This is a genomic window from Frigoribacterium sp. Leaf172 (assembly GCF_001424285.1).
In the GTDB taxonomy this organism is placed as follows: Bacteria; Actinomycetota; Actinomycetes; order Actinomycetales; family Microbacteriaceae; genus Frigoribacterium.
In genome coordinates this window covers 610053-631132 of record NZ_LMPB01000002.1, presented here as the reverse complement: position 1 = coordinate 631132, position 21080 = coordinate 610053, and the positions used below count along the sequence as shown (strand labels likewise).

General features: G+C 71.8%; 20 protein-coding genes. 19 read left to right on the top strand and 1 reads right to left on the bottom strand.

Annotation, left to right across the window (positions count from 1 at the left end; translation table 11 throughout):
* Positions 1-140: 140 nt before the first annotated feature.
* Together ASF89_RS09230 and ASF89_RS09225 are read left to right on the top strand one after the other, a co-directional pair.
* Positions 141-1598 (top strand): FHA domain-containing protein, encoded by a 1458-nt coding sequence (locus tag ASF89_RS09230; protein WP_055814041.1) that lies wholly within the window; start codon positions 141-143, stop codon positions 1596-1598.
* Positions 1599-1739: 141 nt separating this feature from the next.
* Positions 1740-2612, top strand: a complete 873-nt coding sequence (locus ASF89_RS09225) for a hypothetical protein (RefSeq protein ID WP_055814038.1) — start codon at positions 1740-1742, stop codon at positions 2610-2612.
* Positions 2613-2633: 21 nt separating this feature from the next.
* Here ASF89_RS09225 and ASF89_RS09220 read toward each other — a convergent pair whose 3' ends face one another.
* The gene (locus ASF89_RS09220; RefSeq protein WP_055814878.1) at positions 2634-3686 is read right to left on the bottom strand and encodes an asparaginase; all 1053 of its coding nucleotides are present in this window, start codon (positions 3684-3686) and stop codon (positions 2634-2636) included.
* A 45-nt stretch (positions 3687-3731) separates the two neighbouring features.
* On the opposite strand from ASF89_RS09220, the gene ASF89_RS09215 reads away from it, so the two are divergent.
* The 17 genes from ASF89_RS09215 (at position 3732) to nusA (ending at position 20998) form a co-directional block, all read left to right on the top strand.
* Positions 3732-4220, top strand: coding sequence for an OsmC family protein (locus tag ASF89_RS09215; protein ID WP_055798358.1), 489 nt, complete (start codon positions 3732-3734; stop codon positions 4218-4220).
* Between the two features lie 98 nt (positions 4221-4318).
* Positions 4319-4885, top strand: a complete 567-nt coding sequence (locus tag ASF89_RS09210; RefSeq protein ID WP_055814035.1) for an FKBP-type peptidyl-prolyl cis-trans isomerase — start codon at positions 4319-4321, stop codon at positions 4883-4885.
* Positions 4886-4964: 79 nt separating this feature from the next.
* Positions 4965-5987, top strand: coding sequence for an FKBP-type peptidyl-prolyl cis-trans isomerase (locus ASF89_RS09205; RefSeq protein WP_082489907.1), 1023 nt, complete (start codon positions 4965-4967; stop codon positions 5985-5987).
* 50 nt (positions 5988-6037) lie between these two features.
* On the top strand, positions 6038-7114 hold the full coding sequence (dxr, locus tag ASF89_RS09200) for a 1-deoxy-D-xylulose-5-phosphate reductoisomerase (RefSeq protein WP_055814032.1): 1077 nt from the start codon (positions 6038-6040) through the stop codon (positions 7112-7114).
* Between the two features lie 101 nt (positions 7115-7215).
* Complete coding sequence (locus tag ASF89_RS09195; protein WP_235484061.1) at positions 7216-8550, top strand: RIP metalloprotease; 1335 nt, start codon at positions 7216-7218, stop codon at positions 8548-8550.
* Positions 8551-8590: 40 nt separating this feature from the next.
* Positions 8591-9739 (top strand): flavodoxin-dependent (E)-4-hydroxy-3-methylbut-2-enyl-diphosphate synthase, encoded by a 1149-nt coding sequence (ispG, locus tag ASF89_RS09190; protein ID WP_200913444.1) that lies wholly within the window; start codon positions 8591-8593, stop codon positions 9737-9739.
* Positions 9740-9953: 214 nt separating this feature from the next.
* On the top strand, positions 9954-10877 hold the full coding sequence (locus ASF89_RS09185; protein WP_055796794.1) for a MetQ/NlpA family ABC transporter substrate-binding protein: 924 nt from the start codon (positions 9954-9956) through the stop codon (positions 10875-10877).
* 82 nt (positions 10878-10959) lie between these two features.
* A complete protein-coding gene (locus tag ASF89_RS09180) occupies positions 10960-12003 on the top strand; it encodes a methionine ABC transporter ATP-binding protein (RefSeq protein ID WP_055796796.1) in 1044 nt (347 codons plus the stop codon).
* A gap of 1 nt (position 12004) precedes the next feature.
* On the top strand, positions 12005-12664 hold the full coding sequence (locus tag ASF89_RS09175) for a methionine ABC transporter permease (protein ID WP_055796800.1): 660 nt from the start codon (positions 12005-12007) through the stop codon (positions 12662-12664).
* A 68-nt stretch (positions 12665-12732) separates the two neighbouring features.
* The gene (locus ASF89_RS09170; protein ID WP_156463362.1) at positions 12733-13764 is read left to right on the top strand and encodes a MoxR family ATPase; all 1032 of its coding nucleotides are present in this window, start codon (positions 12733-12735) and stop codon (positions 13762-13764) included.
* 5 nt (positions 13765-13769) lie between these two features.
* Entirely contained in the window at positions 13770-14657 is an 888-nt protein-coding gene (locus tag ASF89_RS09165; RefSeq protein ID WP_156357326.1) for a DUF58 domain-containing protein, read from the top strand.
* Positions 14644-15126, top strand: coding sequence for a hypothetical protein (locus tag ASF89_RS09160; RefSeq protein ID WP_055814029.1), 483 nt, complete (start codon positions 14644-14646; stop codon positions 15124-15126). The genes ASF89_RS09165 and ASF89_RS09160 overlap by 14 nt, the downstream gene beginning before the upstream one ends.
* Entirely contained in the window at positions 15117-16142 is a 1026-nt protein-coding gene (locus ASF89_RS09155) for a VWA domain-containing protein (RefSeq protein ID WP_055814025.1), read from the top strand. The genes ASF89_RS09160 and ASF89_RS09155 overlap by 10 nt, the downstream gene beginning before the upstream one ends.
* 8 nt (positions 16143-16150) lie before the next feature.
* Complete coding sequence (locus ASF89_RS09150; protein ID WP_235484059.1) at positions 16151-17203, top strand: VWA domain-containing protein; 1053 nt, start codon at positions 16151-16153, stop codon at positions 17201-17203.
* A 5-nt stretch (positions 17204-17208) separates the two neighbouring features.
* Positions 17209-18024, top strand: coding sequence for a hypothetical protein (locus tag ASF89_RS09145; RefSeq protein ID WP_156463361.1), 816 nt, complete (start codon positions 17209-17211; stop codon positions 18022-18024).
* Between the two features lie 65 nt (positions 18025-18089).
* Complete coding sequence (locus tag ASF89_RS09140; protein ID WP_200937142.1) at positions 18090-19853, top strand: proline--tRNA ligase; 1764 nt, start codon at positions 18090-18092, stop codon at positions 19851-19853.
* Between the two features lie 155 nt (positions 19854-20008).
* A complete protein-coding gene (gene nusA / locus ASF89_RS09135) occupies positions 20009-20998 on the top strand; it encodes a transcription termination factor NusA (RefSeq protein WP_055796824.1) in 990 nt (329 codons plus the stop codon).
* Positions 20999-21080: the final 82 nt, after the last annotated feature.

The following is a 21080-nucleotide window of genomic DNA, read 5'->3' as shown; positions in this document are numbered from 1 at the left end:
CGGCACCCGAGGCCTCCCGCTCCGCGGAGCCGAGGGAACCCGCGGCGCCCGCCTGGCCGCCGCGTCGCGATGCGCGGTCCTCCTCGGAGCGGCCGTGGTGGGTCCGAGAGCCGTCCGCCGGGCCCTCGACGGACGATCCGGTGCCGCGACTCGATGCGCCCCCGGCCTGGGCGGGGGACTCGCACGACGGCGCGTCGGAGGCATCACCCCCGAGTGCCGAGTCCGCGTCACGGCTCGAGCGCACGCCCGAGGCATCGGTCGGCGTCGGCGACGTGGAGCTCGCTCCCGTCGTCGAGTCGGCTCCGGCGGCGCCCGAGGTGCCGCGACCGTCTCCGGCGCCGCTCCGCGAACCGACCACGACGAGAGAGGACGGTCGGCGACCCTCCTCGGCTCCGCTCTGGACGGCCTCGCTGACGCCGATCACATCGGCCGGCCCGGTCGGGGGCGATTCCTCCTCGGGCGAACTGCCCGTCGTCGTTGAGCATCCCGGCGCCGAGCCCGAGCCCGAGCCCGAGCCCGAGCCCGTGGTCGAGCCGACCGGGCAGGGCACCGCGGGGACGCGACCCGACGACGACTCGGACGGAGCCGCCGACGGTCATCCCGCGACCGGCGGCAGTGCCGCCGACGACCGGGCGGACGGCGCGAGCCGTTCCGATGTCGGGGAGGAAGCCGGACCGGCTCGCGACCGGTCCCGTGCCGTCGTCCCCGCGCCGGGTCCCGGGGACACCGTCCGTGTCGAGCCGATCAGGGATTCGACCGAACCGCGAGACGACTCCGAGGACGCTCCCGTCCCGCTCGTCGAGCCCGGTACGGCCGGTCAGGCCGAGCGCTGCACCCAGTGCGGTGCCGAGGTCCACGAGGACGACATCTTCTGCGGTGTCTGTGGAGCGGTCGTCCAGTCCGTCGCCCTCTCGTTCACGGGGCCCATCGTCCCCTTCCTCCGGAAGCAGGCGGCGGAACACGGCGACCGGGCGGAGGGCGACGTCAGCGCGGCGGACGTCATGCCGAGCGCCGACCACGGAGGCCCCCTGAGGCGCCACGAGTCGTCGCCGGGCGTCGTGTCGCCAGAGGACGCGCCCGACGACGTGCCTCCCGCCGACGCGCCCGACGACGCGACGTCCTCCGAGCCTGCACCCCAGGTGGACGCTCGGGAGCTGCCCGACCTGCCGCCTCTTCCCGAGCCGGCGTGGCCGTCCCGGGCGCAGACGGCGGCGGCGGCGACCGACGAGGACGACGTCGATGAGACGCGGATCGTGCGACGCGGCCCCGTCGGCGCTCCCTTCGTGCTCCAGTTCAGCACCGGTGAGAGCTTCACCGTCGACGGGACCGGGCTCGTCGGCCGGGCGCCGACCCCGCAGCCCGGTGAGCGCTTCGATCAGCTGATCCGCATCGTCGATCCGGGGCGCTCGGTCTCGAAGACCCATCTCGAGTTCGGTCAGGACGACGGGCACCTCTGGCTCAGCGATCGGTGGTCGGGAAACGGCACGATCGTGCGGCCCCGCGATCAGCGCGCACGGCGTCTCGAGCCCGGCACACGGGTGAGGGTCGCTCGGGGGAGTCGAGTGGACATCGGCGAGCAGTACTTCGTCGTCGGCTGAGGACTCCGTCGCCGGCGGTCCGTCGTCGCGGACGGGTCGTCCGGCTCCCATCCCTCCTCCCCGATCGCGAGCGGCCGGGGATCATCCCCACGAAGCCGCCGCCGACGTCCGCTCGACGACCGACCCTGATGTCCTGGGGTCATGTCGTCCACCGAACCCCCGCCCCGTCTCACGATCCAGCTCCCGGTCGTCCCGCGTGCGCCGGCGACCCGGTCGCCCCCGGTGGCCAGCGCCGCTGCCGCCGCCCTCGCCTCGGTCGTGGGCACCGCGCTCTGGTCGGGCTCGGGCGCCCAGGCCTTGACGGCGGCGCTCGGCGTCGTCTGCGCGATCCTCGCCCTCTGGGGCATCGACGGCCTGGTCGGCTCGCCGTCACGGGCCCGTCGTGAGCGGCGTCGGTTCGACGACGACATGCGGGCGACCGCGACGACTCTGCACGACCTCCACCGACGAGAACGGGCGGAGCTGCGCAGCCGGTTCCCCGGCAGCGCGGCGGTGGCCAGGGCCGCTCGGGCGCGTACCGACGCGACGTCCGGTGCGCTGACGACCCGCGCCTCCTCGGCCGGCCCCCAGCTCGTGCTCGGCCGGGGCGAGGTCGCGAGTGCGGTCGTGCCGCTGCCGATCCGGGCGCCCGAGGCGGGCGAGGGTCGTGACGGGCGAGGTGGCGTCGACGTCGAGGCCGAGGCGGCCTGCGCTCGACTCTCCGCCGCGGCGTCGGTCCTCGACGACGGGCCGCTCTGCGTCGAGGCGCGCGGTCTCGTCGGCGTCGTCGGGCCCGTCCCGCTCGCCCGTGCAGCCGCCTCGGGGTACCTGCTGCAGGCGCGGCGCTCGCGGGCCGACCGGCTGGAGGTGATGTACGCGGCGGACCTCGACGCCGTGAGCGGCGCCGACGTGATCATCGAGATCGCCCTCGACGCCTCGGCCGAGGTGACGCGACGAGCCGGGCGACCGTGTCGCGTGCCCGTCGACCTCGACTACGTGTCCGTGCTCGACGTCGCCGACCGACGACCCGCGTGATGCCCGGACGCGGCCTGAGCGTCAGCCCCGCCGGCCCACCAGCTCGTCGGAGAGCCGGATGCGTCCCACGTCGCGTCCCGCACCCAGCACGCGCTCGCGGGTCGCCTCGACGACTGCCTCCGCCGCGTCCGCGTCGACCGCGCCCTGACCGACGAGGAGATGCAGCGCCACCATCGTCGCGGCCCGGAGGTTCCCGTCGAGCATCTTGACGGCCGTCCCGATGCCGTCCACCGTGCCCATGACGAGCACGCCCTCGGCACCGAGCTTGGCGAACACGCCCAGCTCGTCGATCGCGACCGTGTTCGCCCGCCCCGGGCCGTCGATGGCCCACGCGTCCGCCAGCACCGCCTCCACGAGGGCGCGAGCGTCCGGGTCCACGGCGGTCGGGGCGCCGGAAGTCGCTCCGGGCGCGCCGGCCGCACCCGCGACGGTCGCCACCGCTCGCGCGAGCCCGGTGATGGTCGTGGCGAACACCGGTGCGCCGCATCCGTCGACCCCCGCGTGATCGATCCGCTCGCCGGTGAACTCGGCGACGGTCTCGCGTGCCGCCCGCTGCAGCGGGTGGTCGAGATCGGTGTAGTTCGTCGGGTCCCAGCCGTTCTCGGCGCACGCGAGGAGGAACGCCGCGTGCTTCCCGGAGCAGTTCATGGCCATGCGCCGCGCTCCCTCGGCACGACGGGCGCTCGCGCGGTCGCCGGGCCAGTCGGGCGGGCAGAGCAGGTCCTCCTCGCCGCTGCCCGACCGCTCGAGCAGGGCCGAGACGACCTGCAGATGCTCGGCGGTGCCGGCGTGGCTCGCGGTGGCCAGAACGGCCTGCGGCCCGCTCAGGGCGACGCCCGAGCGCATGACCGTGAGGGCCTGCAGGGGCTTGAGGCACGACCGCGGGTAGATGGACGCGCCCACGTCGCCGACCTCGCGGAGGACCGAACCGGCGGCGTCGACGACCACGCCGGCTCCGAGATGACGGCTCTCGTCGAGACCCGATCGCGTCAGCACGGCCAGCTCGACGCTCCCGTCGACCGTCAGCGGGCGGCGGGCGGCGGACGATGGCTCGAGGAGGCGCGGGTCGGTCATGATGGGGAGTGTACCGAGACCGTCGGCACCGACCGAGGAGGACCCATGCTCGACCACGACTACGCCGTCGACCTGCGCTGGACGGGCGCCCGCGACGTCGGCACCGTCTCGTACCGGTCGTACGGGCGGGACAACACGCTGAGCGCCGCCGACAAGCGGCACGACATCGAGGCATCCGCCGACCGCACCTTCCACGGCGATGCGGATCGCTGGAACCCCGAGGAGCTGCTCCTGGGGGCTCTGGCCCAGTGCCACCTCCTCAGCTACCTCCACGTCGCCGCGACCGCCGGGGTCGTCGTCGTCGCCTACGAGGACGCCGCCGTCGGACGCATGACGCAGACCGCCGACGGCGGCGGGCGGTTCACCTCCGTCACGTTGCGCCCCGTGGTCACCGTGGCCGCCGCCGAGATGGTCGACCGCGCGCTCGAGCTGCACGCCGAGGCGGCCCGGAAGTGCTTCATCGCCTCGTCGGTGGCGTTCCCCGTGGGGCACGAGCCCCGCATCGCGGTCGCCGACTCCGCGCAGACCGACTGAGCACTCAGCCGGCCGACCGATCGGTGCGGCAGACTGATCAGGCTCGCGGCGCGCCACCGGCCGCGGCAGTTTCCGCCCCCACCTACCGGAAGATCCCCATGCGCCGTCCCCTCGCCCTGCTCGCCGTCCCCGTCCTCGTCCTCGCGCTCGCCGCGTGCGGCGGCACCGACGCCGGTGAGGAGTCCACCGCCGGTGGAGCTCCCGCCCCGAGCGCCTCCGCGACGTCCGAGGCGCCTCTGCGCGCCACCGGCGAGCCGCAGGACCCGACCCCCGGGTTCCCGACGGTCGAGCTCGCCGACGACGGAGCCCCCACGGTGACCGTGCCCGAGACCGACCCGCCGGCCGACCTGCAGGTCGAGGTCCTCAAGAAGGGCGACGGCGCCGTCGTCCAGGACGGCGACACCGTCACGGTGCAGTACGAGGGCGTCGTCTGGCAGACCGGCGAGACGTTCGACTCGAGCTGGCAGCGCGGCGAGCCCGCGACCTTCGGCACCGGCCAGGTCATCACGGGCTTCGCCGAGGGCATGGTCGGTCATACCGTCGGCTCGCAGACCATCGTGTCGATCCCGCCGGCGGACGGCTACGGCGACAACGTGCCGCAGGGTGCGGCGTTCACGGCGACCGACACGCTCGTCTTCGTCATCGACATCCTCGCGGTCGGCTGACGGGACCGCGACGGGGCGGTGATGCGTCCCGTCGGCCCGTTCCGCCCGACCCGACCCGAACAGTGAGTCCGAGACCGACGTGACCGACACGACCGAGACGACCCGCGCCTCCTCGACCCGCGCCTCCCGGCTCCGACGGGGTCGTGTCCCGGCGCTCGTGTGCGTGCCCATCGCCGCGCTGCTGCTGGCGGGCTGCACGACCGACGCCGACCCGGCGCCGACCGATGCCCCCTCCGTCTCGGCGACTCCGACGACGTGTCTCGAACCGGGTGCCGAGTCCGACTCCGTCCGGGTCTCGGGCGGCTTCGGCGAGAAGCCCTCCATCGAGCTCGCCGCGCCGCTGGCCGCCGAGACGAGTCAGCAGACGGTGGTCGTCGCAGGAACGGGCCCGTCGACCGAGGTCGGCGACGTCGTCCGCGTGGCGATCACCGTCTTCGACGCGGAGTCCGGTGCGGAGCTCAGCACCGCCGGGTACACGGGCGACTCGGGTGAGCAGCTGACCATCAGCGGGCAGTTCTACGTCCCGGGGATCGAAGGCGCGCTCTCGTGCGCCCGGGCCGGTTCGCGCACCGTGACGGTCGCGTCCGCCGCGGACATGCAGCCGGCCACCCCGGGGACGGCTGCGCCCAACCCGGCGGCCGTCATCGTCGTCGACACCTTCTCCCTCGTGCCGACGAGCGCCACGGGCGAGCCTCAGGCCGCCGTCGAGGGCTTCCCCGAGGTGACGCTCGCCGACGACGGCCGACCCACCGTGACCATCCCCGACGCCGACCCGCCGACCGACCTCCGGATCGAGGTGCTGAAGAAGGGCGACGGCGAGGTCGTGCCCGATCCGGCGAACGTCACCGTGCAGTACCAGGGGGTCACCTGGCGGACGGGCGAGGTCTTCGACGAGAGCTGGGGACGCGGCAGCGTCGCCTCGTTCTCGACCGACCAGGTCGTGTCGGGATTCGCCGAGGCGATGATCGGGCAGACGGTCGGCTCGCAGGTCGTCGTGATCGTGCCCCCGGCCGACGGGTACGGCGACGCGGGGGAGCCGGGCGCCGAGATCGAGCCCACCGACACCCTGGTGTTCGTGATCGACATCCTCGCCGTCGCCTAGGCCGCCGAGACGGCTCCCGGCCCGTCGGCGGCGGGGCCTAGGGTGGCCTCATGCGACGCATCACCATCCTCGGGTCCACCGGTTCGATCGGCGTCCAGGCGCTCGACGTCATCCAGAGGAACCCGCACCTGTTCGATGTCGTCGGACTCTCGGCCGGCACCAATCGCGAGCTGGTCGGCGAGCAGGCGGCCCGCTTCGGGGTCGAGCACGTGGCGCTCGGCACCGACGAGTCGGTGGCGCTCGTCCGGGACGTCGAGGCCGACGTCGTCCTGAACGGCATCACCGGGTCCGTCGGGCTCGCCCCGACCCTGGCGGCGCTCGACTCGGGGGCGACGCTCGCGCTCGCCAACAAAGAGAGCCTCATCGTCGGGGGCGACCTCGTCCGCGAGCGGGCGCGGCCCGGCCAGATCGTGCCGGTCGACTCCGAGCACTCGGCCATCGCGCAGGCGCTCCGATCCGGCTCCGCGTCCGAGGTTCGGCGACTCGTGCTGACCGCCTCGGGCGGGCCGTTCCGCGGGCGCTCGCGGTCATCGCTCGAGAACGTGACGCCGGCCGAGGCGCTGGCGCACCCGACCTGGGACATGGGTCTCGTCGTGACGACCAACTCGTCGACGATGGTCAACAAGGGGCTCGAGGTCATCGAGGCGCACCTCCTGTTCGACGTGCCCTACGACGACATCGAGGTGACGGTCCACCCCCAGTCGATCGTCCATTCGATGGTCGAGTTCGTCGACGGCTCGACGATCGCGCAGGCCTCGCCGCCCGACATGCGCCTGCCGATCTCGCTCGGTCTCGCCTGGCCCGACCGCGTGGCAGGAGTCGGGCGTCCGCTGGACTGGACGACCGCCTCCTCCTGGACCTTCGAGCCCCTCGACGTCGAGGCGTTCCCCGCCGTCGATCTCGCGAAGCAGGTCGGGCGGGCGGGCGCGACGTTCCCGGCCGTGTTCAACGCCGCGAACGAGCAGGCCGTGCTCGCCTTCCACGCCGGCCGGGTGGGTTATCTGGGCATCCTCGACACGGTCCGCGAGGTCGTCGACCGGCACGAGGCCGGCCCGTCGAGCCTCGAGGGGGTCCTCGAGGCCGAGCGCTGGGCCCGGGCCGAGGCCGACGCCCTGCTCGCCCGCTGACGCGCCGACCATCCGTCGGCCGAGGAGGCGCGCTCGGGTTCACAGCGTCGCCTGGGTGATCCCGTGGCGGCTTCCCGGCGCGGCACGGCTACCCTTGCCCGGTGCTCACCGTTCTGCTCTTCATCGTCGGCGTCCTGATCATGGTCGTCGGCCTCGCCGTGTCGATCGCCCTGCACGAGGTGGGGCACCTCGTCCCGGCGAAGCGGTTCGGCGTCAAGGTCGGCCAGTACATGATCGGCTTCGGGCCGACGATCTTCTCGCGGATGCGGGGTGAGACGCAGTACGGCGTGAAGGCGCTGCCCCTCGGCGGCTACATCTCGATGTCGGGCATGTTCCCGCCGGCGAAGGACGGCGTCGCCGGACGCGCCTCGAGCACGGGGTTCTTCCAGACCCTCGTGCAGGACGCCCGGACGGCCAGCGCCGAGACGATCGACGAGGGCGCCGAGGAGCGCACGTTCTACCGTCTGCCCGTCTACAAGCGGATCATCATCATGCTCGGCGGCCCGGTGATGAACCTGCTCATCGCCGTCGTCCTGTTCGCCGTCGTGCTCTGCGGCTTCGGCGTCGCGCGGGAGAGCACCACGGTCGGCCTGGTCAACGAGTGCGTGCTGCCCGCCGGGTCGACGGCGACGTCGTGCCCGACGGACGCGACCCCGGCCCCGGCCTTCGCCGCGGGACTGCGCAACGGCGACCGCATCGTGTCGATCGACGGCCGGGCGATGACCGACGGCGACCAGGTCGCGTCGGTCCTCCGGGCCTCCGCCGACACCACGCTCGACGTCGTCGTCGACCGCGACGGGTCGGAGCGGACGCTGCAGGTCACCCCCACGCTCTCCGAGCGCTACGTCGTCGACGAGAGCACCGGCCAGTACGAGGAGGAGGCGGACGGCACCCCGGTGACCCGAGAGGTCGGCTTCGTCGGCATCGGCTTCGCCACCGAGACGGCCCGTCAGCCCGTCACGGCCGTCCTGCCGGCCGTGTGGGCCAACGTCACCCACGTCGTCGACCTGATCATCCACCTGCCCCAGCGTCTCGTGGGGGTCGCGGAGGCCGCCTTCGGCGGCGGGGAGCGCGACGCGAACGGCCCCGTCAGCGTCGTCGGGGTCGGACGCATGGCGGGCGAGATCGTGAGCCTCGACTCCGTCCCTATCGTCGACCGCGCCGCCTACGTCGTCAACCTCCTCGCGAGTCTCAACGTGGCGCTCTTCGTCTTCAACCTCATCCCGCTGATGCCGCTCGACGGCGGCCACATCGCCGGTGCGCTCGTCGAGGCCGTGCGTCGGGGCTTCGCGAAGCTCCTGCGTCGCCCCGACCCGGGGCCCGTGGACACCGCGAAGGTCATCCCGCTGACGTTCGCCGTCGTCATCCTGCTCGGCGGCATGAGCGTGCTGCTCGTGTACGCCGACATCGTGAACCCGATCTCGCTGTTCGGCTGACGGTCACTCGGCGCTCAGCGCCGAGGATTACGATGTGGACGTGCCAGCAGTCAATCTCGGAATGCCGAAGGTCCCCGAAGTCCTCGCCCCGCGCCGCAAGACGCGGCAGATCAAGGTCGGGAAGGTCCTCGTCGGCGGTGATGCACCCGTCAGCGTGCAGTCGATGACGACGACGCCGACCCCCAACATCAACGCGACCCTGCAGCAGATCGCCGAGCTCACGGCCAGCGGCTGCGACATCGTCCGCGTGGCCGTGCCCAGCCGCGACGACGCCGAGGCCCTTCCGATCATCGCGAAGAAGAGCCAGATCCCGGTCATCGCCGACATCCACTTCCAGCCCAACTACGTGTTCCAGGCGATCGACGCCGGCTGCGCCGCCGTCCGGGTCAACCCCGGCAACATCCGCAAGTTCGACGACCAGGTCGGCAAGATCGCGGCCGCGGCCAAGGCGGCGGGCGTCTCGATCCGCATCGGCGTCAACGCCGGATCCCTCGAGCCGAGCATCCTGCAGAAGTACGGCAAGGCGACGCCCGAGGCGCTCGTCGAGTCCGCCGTCTGGGAGGCCTCCCTCTTCGAGGAGCACGACTTCCACGACTTCAAGATCTCGGTGAAGCACAACGATCCGATCGTCATGGTCAAGGCCTACCGTCAGCTCGCCGAGCGGGGCGACTGGCCTCTGCACCTCGGCGTGACCGAGGCGGGTCCCGAGTTCCAGGGAACGATCAAGTCCGCCACCGCCTTCGGCATCCTGCTGGGCGAGGGCATCGGCGACACCATCCGCGTCAGCCTCAGCGCCCCGCCCGCGCAGGAGGTCAAGGTGGGCCTGCAGATCCTCCAGTCGCTGAACCTCCGTGAGCGCAAGCTCGAGATCGTCAGCTGCCCGAGCTGCGGGCGTGCCCAGGTCGACGTCTACAAGCTGGCCAACGACGTGACCGACGGCCTCGAGGGCATGACCGTGCCCCTCCGCGTCGCCGTCATGGGCTGCGTCGTCAACGGACCGGGCGAGGCGCGCGAGGCCGACCTCGGCGTCGCCTCGGGCAACGGCAAGGGCCAGATCTTCGTCAAGGGCGAGGTCATCAAGACGGTCCCCGAGTCCGAGATCGTCCAGACGCTGATCGACGAGGCCAACCGCCTCGCAGCCGAGATGCCCCCGGGCGAGACCGGTTCGCCTCAGGTCCTGACGGTCTGACGACACGGTTCCCCCCGAGGAGGCGCGGCGCGGCGAGAGCCGCACCGCGCCTCCTCGTCGTGGTGCCCTCCCCGAGACGGACGAGGCGCACGTGTGTGTCGTCGTGTGACTCCCCGGTGAGCGCGGAGCGGCGGGGTGCGTCATCATGGAAGCGCCTCGATGGTCCGCACAGCAGCCGGCCTCGGGGCTTCCCTGTGCCATCGAGAGGACACCCATGACCGACGCCACCCCCCTGATCGACGCCCCGAAGAAGGGCCCCGGCCGACTGATCGCGATCATCGTCGTCGTCGTGCTCGTGCTGGCCGCCGTCGGGATCGGCTTCGCCGTGTCGCGCGGGGGCTCGTCCGACGAGACCGTCCGCATCGGCGTCGTCGGCAAGAGCGACCCCTACTGGGCGACGTTCGTCGACGCGGCCGCCGACGAGGGCATCGACGTCGAACTCGTCGACTTCGGCACCTACGAGCAGCCGAACCCGGCGCTCACGGAGGGCGAGGTCGACCTCAACCAGTTCCAGCACATCGTGTACCTCGCGCAGTACGACGTCGCCGCCGACGCCGACCTCGTGCCGATCGGCTCGACCGCCATCTACCCGCTGCCGCTGTACTCCGAGCGGTACACCGACGTGAGCGACTTCGAGAAGGGCGACACCATCGCCGTCCCGGACGACGCCAGCAACCTCGCTCGCTCGCTGCTCGTGCTGCAGTCCAACGGCCTCATCGAGCTGAAGGACGGCGGCAGCATCTTCTCGGGTGTGAACGACATCGACACGGACGCCTCGACGGTCGAGGTCACCCCGGTGGCCGCCGATCTCGCCGCGACGTCGCTGCCCGACTTCGACGGGTCGATCATCACGAACGACTACGCGACGAAGGCCGGCCTCTCGCCCGACGACATCATCGCGCAGGACGACCCCAACGACCCGAAGGCGCTGCCCTACGTGAACGTGTTCGCGGCGCGCGAGGCAGACAAGGACGACGAGACGTACGCGAAGCTCGTCGAGATCTACCAGGACACCCAGGCGGTCACCGACGGCGTCGTCGAGAACTCGGGCGGCACCGCGGTCACCGTCAAGGTCCCCGTCGCCGACCTCGAGTCGTCGCTCTCCGAGACCGAGGAGCTCGTCGAGCAGAACGGCTGACGCCGAGCACGACCCCACGACACGACCCGCGCGCCACGCCGGCGCGCGGGTCGTGTCCGCCCCGCCCCCGACGAGGAGAACCATGCCCGCGATCACCCTGACCGACGTCGTCAAGACGTACCCGCCTCGCGAGAAGGGCGCGGCGCCGCTGACGGCCGTCGACGGCGTCAGCCTCGAGATCGCGGACGGCGAGATCTTCGGCATCATCGGCTACTCCGGTGCGGGCAAGAGCACGCTCGTCAGGCTCATCAACGCCCTCGAGCCGACGACGAGCGGTCGGATCGAGATCGACGGGTCGCCGATCACCGGTCTGTCGGAGCGGCAGCTGCGCGTCAAGCGCGCCGGCATCGGCATGATCTTCCAGCAGTTCAACCTCTTCTCGTCCAAGACGGTCTGGGGCAACGTGGAGTTCCCGCTGAAGGCCGCCGGCGTCCCCAGATCGGAGCACCAGCGCCGCATCAGCGATCTGCTGCACTTCGTCGGGCTGGCGGACAAGGCGCACGCCCGCCCCGATCAGCTCTCGGGCGGACAGAAGCAGAGGGTCGGCATCGCTCGCGCCCTGGCGACCTCGCCGGGGATCCTGCTCGCCGACGAGGCGACCAGCGCGCTGGATCCCGAGACCACGCAGGAGGTCCTGGCCCTGCTTCGCCGGGTCAACGCCGAGCTCGGCATCACGATCGTCGTCATCACCCACGAGATGGACGTCATCAAGTCCATCGCCGACCGAGTGGCCGTCATGGACAAGGGGCGCGTCGTCGAGATCGGCGAGACCTTCGACGTCTTCTCCGCACCCCGCGAGACCTCGACCCGGCGGTTCGTGTCGACGGTCGTCGCGGGTTCACCCGACGGCGACGAGCTCACGGCGCTCCGAGGTCGGCACGCCGGCAGGCTCGTCACGGTCCGGGTCTCCGAGGGCGGCGTCGACCAGGGGCACGTCTTCGGTGCGCTCGCCCGTCATGCCGTGGGCTTCGAGATCGTGTACGGAGGCATCGACGAGATCGCGGGGCGGACGTTCGGCACCCTGACCCTCGCCCTGTCGGGGAGGCCCACCGACATCGACGCCGCCCTGGCGGACCTGGGCGCCGCCGCGACCGAGCTCCCCTCATCCGCTTCGGAAGGACGCTGACATGGACTCCCTCATCGAACTGCAGCCTCTGCTCTGGCAGGCCGCCTACGAGACCGTCTACATCGTCGCGCTGACCCTGTTCTTCGGCGGCATCGGCGGGCTGCTGATCGGTCTGGCCCTCTACCTCACCCGCGGGGGAGCGCTCTTCGCGAACCGCGCCGTCTTCAGCGTGCTCAACGTGGTCGTGAACGTGTTCCGTCCCATCCCGTTCATCATCTTCCTCGCCGCGGCTCAGCCGCTGGCCCGGGTCGCCGTGGGCAGCGGCGTCGGCAACTCGGCCATCATCTTCACCCTGTCGCTGGCGGCGTCGTTCGCCATCTCGCGGATCGTCGAGCAGAACCTCCTGACGGTGCAGCCGGGAGTCGTCGAGGCGGCCCGTGCGGCGGGAGCCGGCCCGTTCCGCATCATCCGGAGCATCATCCTGCCCGAGGCCCTCGGGCCGCTCATCCTCGGCTACACCTTCATCTTCGTCGCGCTGGTCGACATGTCGGCCGTCGCGGGGTACGTCGGCGGCGGCGGTCTCGGCGCCTTCGCCCTGCTGTACGGATACCGCCAGTTCGACCCGGTCGTCACGTGGGCCGCCGTCCTGCTCATCATCGTGCTGGTGCAGCTGGTCCAGTACGTCGGCAACACGCTGGCCCGCAAGGCGCTCCGGAGGTAGCTCCGCCGGCATCCGCGCTCGTCATCCCGCTCAGGGGCGATGATGGCCGCCTGGTTTACAGTGGGCGCGTGACGGACACGACGACGCCCCCGCCTGCTGCTCCAGACCGCGGCCCGATCACCCCGGGCGAGCTCGACCGGGCACGCGAGGTCGTCATCGCCGTGTCGCAGGCGTTCTCGCGCAAGGTCGTCGGGCAGACCTCGCTCCGGGACACCCTGCTCATCGCTCTGGTCACCGGGGGCCACGTGCTGCTCGAGAGCGTCCCGGGTCTCGCCAAGACGACGGCCGCCCAGACCCTCGCCCAGTCCGTCGAGGCGTCGTTCACGCGCATCCAGTGCACCCCCGACCTGCTGCCGAGCGACATCACCGGCACGCAGATCTACGACGCCCGGCAGTCGACCTTCGTCACGCGTCTCGGGCCGGTCCACTCGAACTTCGTCCTGCTCGACGAGATCAACAGATCGAGCGCCAAGACCCAGAGCGCCATGCTGGAGGCGATGCAGGAACGTCAGACGAGCATCGGCGGCGTCGTGCACCGGCTGCCGCACCCGTTCCTGGTCCTCGCGACGCAGAACCCCATCGAGCAGGAGGGCACGTACCAGCTTCCCGAGGCGCAGCTCGACCGGTTCCTGCTGAAAGAGGTCCTCGACTACCCGTCACCCGCCGACGAGGCCGAGATCATCCGACGCATCGAGTCCGGCGTCTACGACGACGAGGCGCCGGAGCCCCGCACCGGGGTCTCGCTCGACGACGTCCTGTTCCTCCAGGGTCTCGCGAAGCGCGTCTACGTCGATCCGTCGATCGTCAACTACATCGTCCAGCTGGTCTACGTGACCCGCCACCCGCAGCAGTACCTGCCCGGTTCCCTGGCCGACTACGTCCGGTTCGGCGCCAGCCCGCGAGGCAGCATCGCCTTCACTCAGGCGGCCAGGGCGCTCGCTCTTCTGCACGGGCGCGACTACGTCATCCCGGAGGACGTCAAGCACCTGCGTCACGGCGTGCTCCGGCACCGCATCATCCTCGGCTACGAGGCCACGGCCGACGAGGTAGCCCCCGAGACCATCATCGACGCCGTCTTCGGCGCCGTGCAGACGCCCTGACCACCGTGCCCGGCCTGCTCCTCCGTGTTCGGACCACGATGTCGCTGCTCGCTCATCGGCGCACCCTCGATCTCCTCGAGGGCGGATACGCGTCGGTGCACCACGGTCGCAGCCACGACTTCGACGATCTGCGGGCGTACGTGGCGGGCGACGACGTCAAGGACATCGACTGGAAGGCGACGGCACGGCACGGGGAGCCTCTGGTCAAGCGCTACATCGCGAGCCGGCGCCAGCATCTCGTCCTCGTCGTCGACACGGGTCGCAACATGGCGGCGACCGCGGCCGGGGGCGAGACGAAGAAGGACATCGCGGTGATGGCTGCCGGGGCGCTCGGATACATCGCGGCCACCCACGGCGACACGGTCTCGCTCGTCATGGGCGACGAATCCGGGGCCGTCGCGCTCCCGTCCGGCGGCACGGAGGCGCATCTCGAGATGCTCCTGAGGCGGATCGACGCCCGGGTCTCGCTCGATTCGGCGCGCAGCGACCTCGTGGGCCTGCTCGACTGGGTCGCTCGCGGGGTGCGGCGTCGCTCCCTGCTGCTGGTCGTCACCGACGACGTCGCTCTCGACGACCGCCTCACCCGGCTGCTCCGTCGGCTGCGCGCCCAGCACGAGATCGTCTGGCTGACCGTCGGCGACGCGGATCTCATGACCCGCGGGAGCCGGGCGACCGACGTGTACGACGTCCATGAGATGGCGGGGCTGCCCGCGTATCTGCGCGAGAACCGCGAGCTCCGGCGCGAGTTCGATCGCGCGGACGAGTCGCTGCACGACCGGACGGTGCGCGGGTTGCGGTCGCTGGGCATCAGCAGCGAACGCGTGGGCAGTCGTGCCGCCGTCGTGCCGGCGCTGTTCGCCCTGATCGAGAAGCACCGCCGTGCTCGCCGATAACGGGTTCTTCGGCCCCTATCAGTACCCGGGCTGGGTGCTGTGGACGGCGCTCGGTCTCGTCCTCCTGCTCCTCGTGGCGGGCTGGTTCGTCTTCGTGGCGCGATTCACCGCGCGTCGGCTGCCTCCGGAGGCGCGGCTCGCCCTCCGTCGGGAGCCATCGGCCGATCTCGCCTCGCTCCGCAGCCGCTACCTCGCTCTCATCGACGAGATCGCGTCGGCGTCCGAGGAGGGGGTCCTCGACGACCGCGCGGTCCATTCACGGCTCAGTCTGCTGCTGCGGTTCTTCGTGCACGAGACCGACGGGGTCGACACGCACGTCATGACCCTCGCCGATCTCCGCGAGGCGGACCTGCCGCGACTCACGGGGGCGGTCGCGCAGTTCTACCCGCCGGCGTTCGAACGGCTGCGGCCGGGCGAGCCCGCGCAGGCTCTCGAGACCGCTCGGGAGGTCGTGCGCTCATGGGCCTGATCTTCTGGTGGATGCCGCTCCTGTTGGCGCTCGTCTGTCTCGGGGTGACCCTGTTCGAGGTCCGCCGTCGGCGCCGTGACCGCGATCGACGGCGGCGTCTCGGCACACCCGTGGCGCACGGTGAACGTCTCACGCGCCTCCCCGTCTACCGAAGCCTGGTCTCCCGTTACCGTCTCGTGCTCGTCGCGGCCCTCGTCGGCCTGATCGGGCTCGGGGGAGTCGCGGGCCTGCTGGCCTCGCGGGTGTCGAGCGTCGATGTGGTCGAGCCGCCGTCGTTCAAGCGCGACATCATGCTCTGCCTCGACGTCTCGGGGTCGATGACCGAGGTCGACTCGCAGATCGTCGAGACGTTCGGTCGACTCGCGGAGGGTCTCGACGGAGAGCGGATCGGTCTGTCGCTCTTCGACAGCTCGACGGTGACGGCGTTCCCGTTGACCGACGACTACGACTTCGTCCGCACCCAGCTCGAGCTCTACCGGCAGTCGTTCGACAGCGCCGGCGACGAAGGCACGCGGTACTGGTCGGGAACCGACCTCGGCAGCGGGGCGAGCCTGATCGGCGACGGCCTCGCCTCCTGCCTGCTCGGCTTCGACGGCGACGGCGACGGCGACGGCGACGGCGACGGCGAGAGCACGAGACCGCGCTCGATCGTGCTGGCCACCGACAACTACGTCAACGGCGAGGCGCTGGTCACGCTGCCCGAGGCCGGCGAGCTCGCGACCGAGCGCGGCGTCCGCGTCTACGCGGTCAACCCGGCCGACTACTCGACCGACGCCGTCGCCGACGAGGTCGCCGCGGAGCTCCGGACGACCGTCGAGTCGACGGGTGGGGCCTACTACGCGCTCGACGACGCGACGAGCGTGGCCGGGATCATCGAGCGGATCGACGCGAGAGAGGCGGGCCTGTTCACCGGGACCCGCCGGCTCGTGGTGACCGATGACCCGAGGGGTCTCGCGATCGCCGGGCTGCTCGCCGCCGCCGCCGCGCTCGTGCTCCTCTGGCGGGTGCGACTGTGACGCCGGTCGTGTTCGATCCCGTGCTGCCCGTCGGCGTGCTGATCGTCGCCGCGGCCGTGCTCGGCGGTTTCGCGGGCTGGCGGCTCGTGGCCGAGCGCCGGAGTCCCCGCCTCAGGGCGGCGTGGGCGCGGCGGACGGCCGTGGTCGTGCTGCTGCTCGTCATCGCCGCACGCCCCGGGGTGCCCGGCGGTTCGTCGCCCGCGTCGGCGGCGGATCTCAACGTCTTCTTCGTCGTCGACACGACCTCGAGCATCGCGGCGGAGGACTGGGGGGACGGCGCCCCTCGCCTGGACGGCGTGCGTGCCGACGTGGCCTCCGTGACGGAGCAGCTGGCGGGCGCCCGCTTCTCGCTCATCTCCTTCGACAGCTCGGCCGTGCTGCGGACGCCGCTGACGGACGACGCGTCGGCGCTCCTCACCGCCGCCCGGGTGATGAACCGCGAGATCACCTACTACTCGTCGGGCAGCTCCATCAGCGAGGCGAACGACCTCCTCGCCGAGCGGTTGTCCGAAGCGCGCGAGACCGACCCCGGACGGGCGAACGTCGTCTACTACCTGGGCGACGGCGAGCAGACGGCCGACGAGGACCCCGGGTCCTTCGCCGCCGCGGCGGATGACGTCGACGGGGGAGCGGTGCTGGGCTACGGCACCGCCGAGGGCGGCCGCATGAAGGTCTTCGACGGCTACGGCGACGACTACTCGACCGACGAGTACATCGTCGACCGCACCCGGGCCGGTTCGCCCGAGGCGGTGTCCCGCATCGACGAGGAGGCGCTCCGGACGATCGCGGACCAGCTCGGCGTCCCCTACGTCCACCGCGAGGCCGACACCCCGGTCGACGCCGCGGTGGCCGATGCTCGCGACGGCCGCGTGGTCTCGACCGACGCGCGCGCGGAGAGCGTCACCGAGCTCTACTGGCTCGCCGCGGTGCCCCTCGTCGTCCTGGTGCTCCTCGACGTCCTGCTCGTTCTGCAGGCGCTCCGGGAGATCCGGCCGGCCCGGGGCGACGGGTCGTCCCGCGCCTCCTCGGCTCCCCGCTCGGCGGATCGGGCACGGTCGTGACGGCCGTGACCGGCCCCCCGCCCGTCGACCGGTGGGGCGGCACCTCGCCTGTGGACGAGACGGCGGTCGACGCGTACCGTCGTCGCCTCCGACGACGCCTCGTGCTGTGGTCGCTGCCGGTCGTCGTCGTGGCGCTGCTCGTGGCGGTCAAGCTGCTGAGCCTGCCCGTCCTGGCGGGTCTCACCCGATGGGCCTACGACGAGGGGGCCTACGAGCGGAGCACCTCGTTCAGTGAGCCGCTCGGGCTGGCCAACGTCGTCGAACCCTGGGTGCATCACTTCGATCGCGGGGCGGGCTACGCCCGGATCGGGGTCCTCGACGTGGCCCGGCAGGAGTTCGGCACGGCCCTGCGTCTGGCCCCCGACGACCCGACCATCTCGTGCGTCATCCGCACGAACCTCGTGCTGACGATCGAGGCGCAGGGTGACGCCGCCCTTCTCGAGCAGCGCTTCGACGACGCCGAGGAGCTCTTCGGCGAGGGGCGGGAGGCCATCGCGGAGGCGCCCGAGGGATGCTTCCTGCCGCCGGAGGACGCGGCGGCGCCCGACACGTCCGAACCCCTCGAGGAGGCCGACGGTCGTCTCGGCGACAAGGAGGAGGAGGCGCAGCGCGAGCAGGAGGGCGGCGATCGGCAGCCCGGCGACGAGGGCGAGCCCGGCGCCGGTGGCGACGACCAGGGCGAGGGCGGCGGCGGGTCGGGCGACCCGCTCGACCGGCTGCGCGACCAGGGCGAGCAGAGCCGGCGCGAGCAGCAGCAGGACGCCGACCGCGAGCGCTACTACGACGAGAATCCGCAGGAGTACGACGGCCGTCCCTGGTGAGGTCGGGTGGCGCCCGGCTGCTCCGTGCCACGGGAGCGAACGGGCGTCGGCCCTAAGCTAGGGCCGTGTCCACACGTCTGTCCCAGCTCTTCGTCCGAACCCTCCGTGAAGATCCCTCCGATGCGGAGGTGACCAGCCACCGGCTCCTCGTCCGCGCGGGGTACATCCGTCGCCAGGCGCCGGGAGTCTTCGCCTGGCTGCCTCTCGGCCTCCGGGTCAAGGCGAAGATCGAGGCCGTCATCCGCGACGAGATGCAGGCGGCGGGGGCCCAGGAGGTCCACTTCCCCGCTCTGCTGCCCCGGGAGCCCTACGAGGTCACGGGTCGCTGGGTCGAGTACGGCGACGCTCTCTTCCGTCTGAAGGACCGCAAGGGCGGCGACTACCTGCTCGCGCCCACCCACGAAGAGGCCTTCACGCTGCTCGTGAAGGACCTCTACTCGTCGTACAAGGACCTCCCCCTGACGCTCTTCCAGATCCAGGACAAATACCGCGACGAGGCGCGTCCGCGTGCCGGACTCCTGCGCGGCCGCGAGTTCACCATGAAGGACGCCTACTCGTTCGACGTGTCCGACGCCGGTCTCGACGCCAGCTATCAGGCGCAGCGCGACGCCTACGAGCGCATCTTCACGCGTCTCGGCCTCGAGTACGTGATCGTCAAGGCCGACGCCGGCGCGATGGGCGGCTCCCGCAGCGAGGAGTTCCTGCACCCGACGGCCGTCGGCGAGGACACCTTCGTCCGCTCCGCCGGCGGGTACGCCGCCAACGTCGAGGCGTTCACGACCGTCGTGCCGGGCGCCGTGCCCCTCGACGGTCTCCCGGAGGCGCTCGAGCTCGAGCCCGCCGACACCCCCACGATCGACACGCTGGTCGCGCAGCTCAACGCGCACCACGCACGCCCCGACGGCGGCGAGTGGACGGCGGCCGACACCCTGAAGAACGTCGTCGTCGCTCTCAGCCACCTCGACGGCTCTCGCGAGCTGGTCGTGGTCGGTCTGCCCGGCGACCGCGACGTCGACATGAAGCGCCTCGAGGTCGCCTTCGCCCCCGCCGAGGTCGAGGCGGCCGGCGAGGCCGACTTCGCCAAGCACCCCGTGCTCGTCAAGGGCTACCTCGGCCCGCAGGTCCTCGGGCTCGAGTCCGACTCCGGCATCCGCTACGTCGTCGACCCCCGTGTCGTCGACGGGTCGGCCTGGGTCACGGGCGCGAACCGACAGGGAGTGCACGTCGCGGGTCTCGTCGCCGGCCGCGACTTCGTCCCCGACGCCGTCATCGAGGCCGCTCAGGTCCGCGAGGGCGACCCCGCGCCCGACGGCTCGGGGCCGATCGAGACGGCCCGGGGCATGGAGATCGGCCACGTCTTCCAGCTCGGTCGGAAGTACGCCGAGGCGCTCGGCCTCAAGGTGCTCGACGAGAACGGCAAGCAGGCCACGGTCACCATGGGCTCGTACGGCATCGGCGTGACGCGCATCCTCGCGGTCATCGCCGAGTCGAACAACGACGAGAAGGGCCTCGTCTGGCCCGCCAATGTCGCCCCCTTCGACGTGCACGTCGTCGCCACCGGCAAGGACCCCGTCGTCTTCGAGGTCGCGGAGCGGCTGACCGCCGAACTCGAGGCGAACCGTCTCGACGTCCTCTACGACGACCGGCCCAAGGTCTCGCCCGGGGTCAAGTTCGGTGACGCGGAGCTCCTCGGGGTGCCGCAGATCGTCGTCGTCGGCCGGTCGGCCGGCGAGGGCGTCGTCGAGCTCTGGGACCGCCGGACCGGCGAGCGGACCCCCGTGCCCGTGGCCGAGGCCGTCGCGACCCTCTCGGCTCCCCGCACCGTCTGATCGACCGACGACCCGCGCCTCCTCGGTCCCGGCCCAGGAGGCGCGGGTCGTCGGACGTCCCGGTGTCGCGGCGGTCCGCCACTCGGGTACCGTAGGAGGATGCTGTGCGCGCCACCGCGCGTGCAGCCTGCAGATCTGAATAGTGGAGGCCCTCAGTGGACATCGACCTGAGTGTGCTGCGCCTCATGGAGCGCGAGCGTGAAATTCCCTTCGACGAACTCGTCGGCATCATCGAGCAGGCCATCCTCACGGCTTACCTCAAGCACACGAACCAGCCGGAGAGCCGTGTGCCGGCCGCCCGCGTCGAGCTGGACCGCAAGACCGGTCACGTGTCGGTCTTCGCCATCGAGCGCGACGAGGAGGGCGAGGTCGTCGGCGAGTCCGTCGACAGCCCCAGCGACTTCGGTCGCATCGCCGCCTTCGCCGCGAAGCAGGTGATCAACCAGCGTCTGCGCGACATCGGCGACGACAAGGTCCTCGGGCAGTTCAAGGGGCGCGAGGGCGACATCGTCGCCGGCGTCATCCAGCAGGGTCCGAACCCCCGCATGGTCCATGTCGACCTCGGGACGGTCGAGGCGATCCTCCCCCCGGAGGAGCAGGTGCCCGGCGAGAAGTACGTGCACGGTTCGCGCATCCGCGTGTACGTGACCGGCGTCAGCAAGGGGACCAAGGGGCCGCAGATCACGGTCTCGCGCACGCACCCGTCGCTCGTCCGCAAGCTGTTCTCCCTCGAGGTGCCCGAGATCGCCAGCGGCGTCGTCGAGATCGTCTCCCTGGCCCGCGAGGCGGGGCACCGCACCAAGATCGCCGTCCGCGCCACCGAGGCCGGCGTCAACGCCAAGGGCGCCTGCATCGGCGAGATGGGCGCGAGGGTCCGCGCCGTGCAGACCGAGCTGAACGACGAGAAGATCGACATCGTCGACTACTCGAGCGATCTGCCCGTCTTCGTCGCGAGCGCGCTGTCGCCCGCCAAGGTGTCGTCCGCCTTCGTCATCGACAAGGCGACCAAGGCCGTCCGCGCCCTCGTGCCCGATTACCAGCTGTCGCTCGCCATCGGCAAGGAGGGCCAGAACGCCCGCCTCGCCGCCAAGCTGACGGGCGCGCGAATCGACATCCAGCCCGACTCGATCCTCGAGGACGACTGAGCCGGCCTCTCCGAACTCGAGTCGCCCGGGGTCGATCGGCGCACCACGCCGTTCGCCCCGAGCGTCTCCCGTCCGACGACCC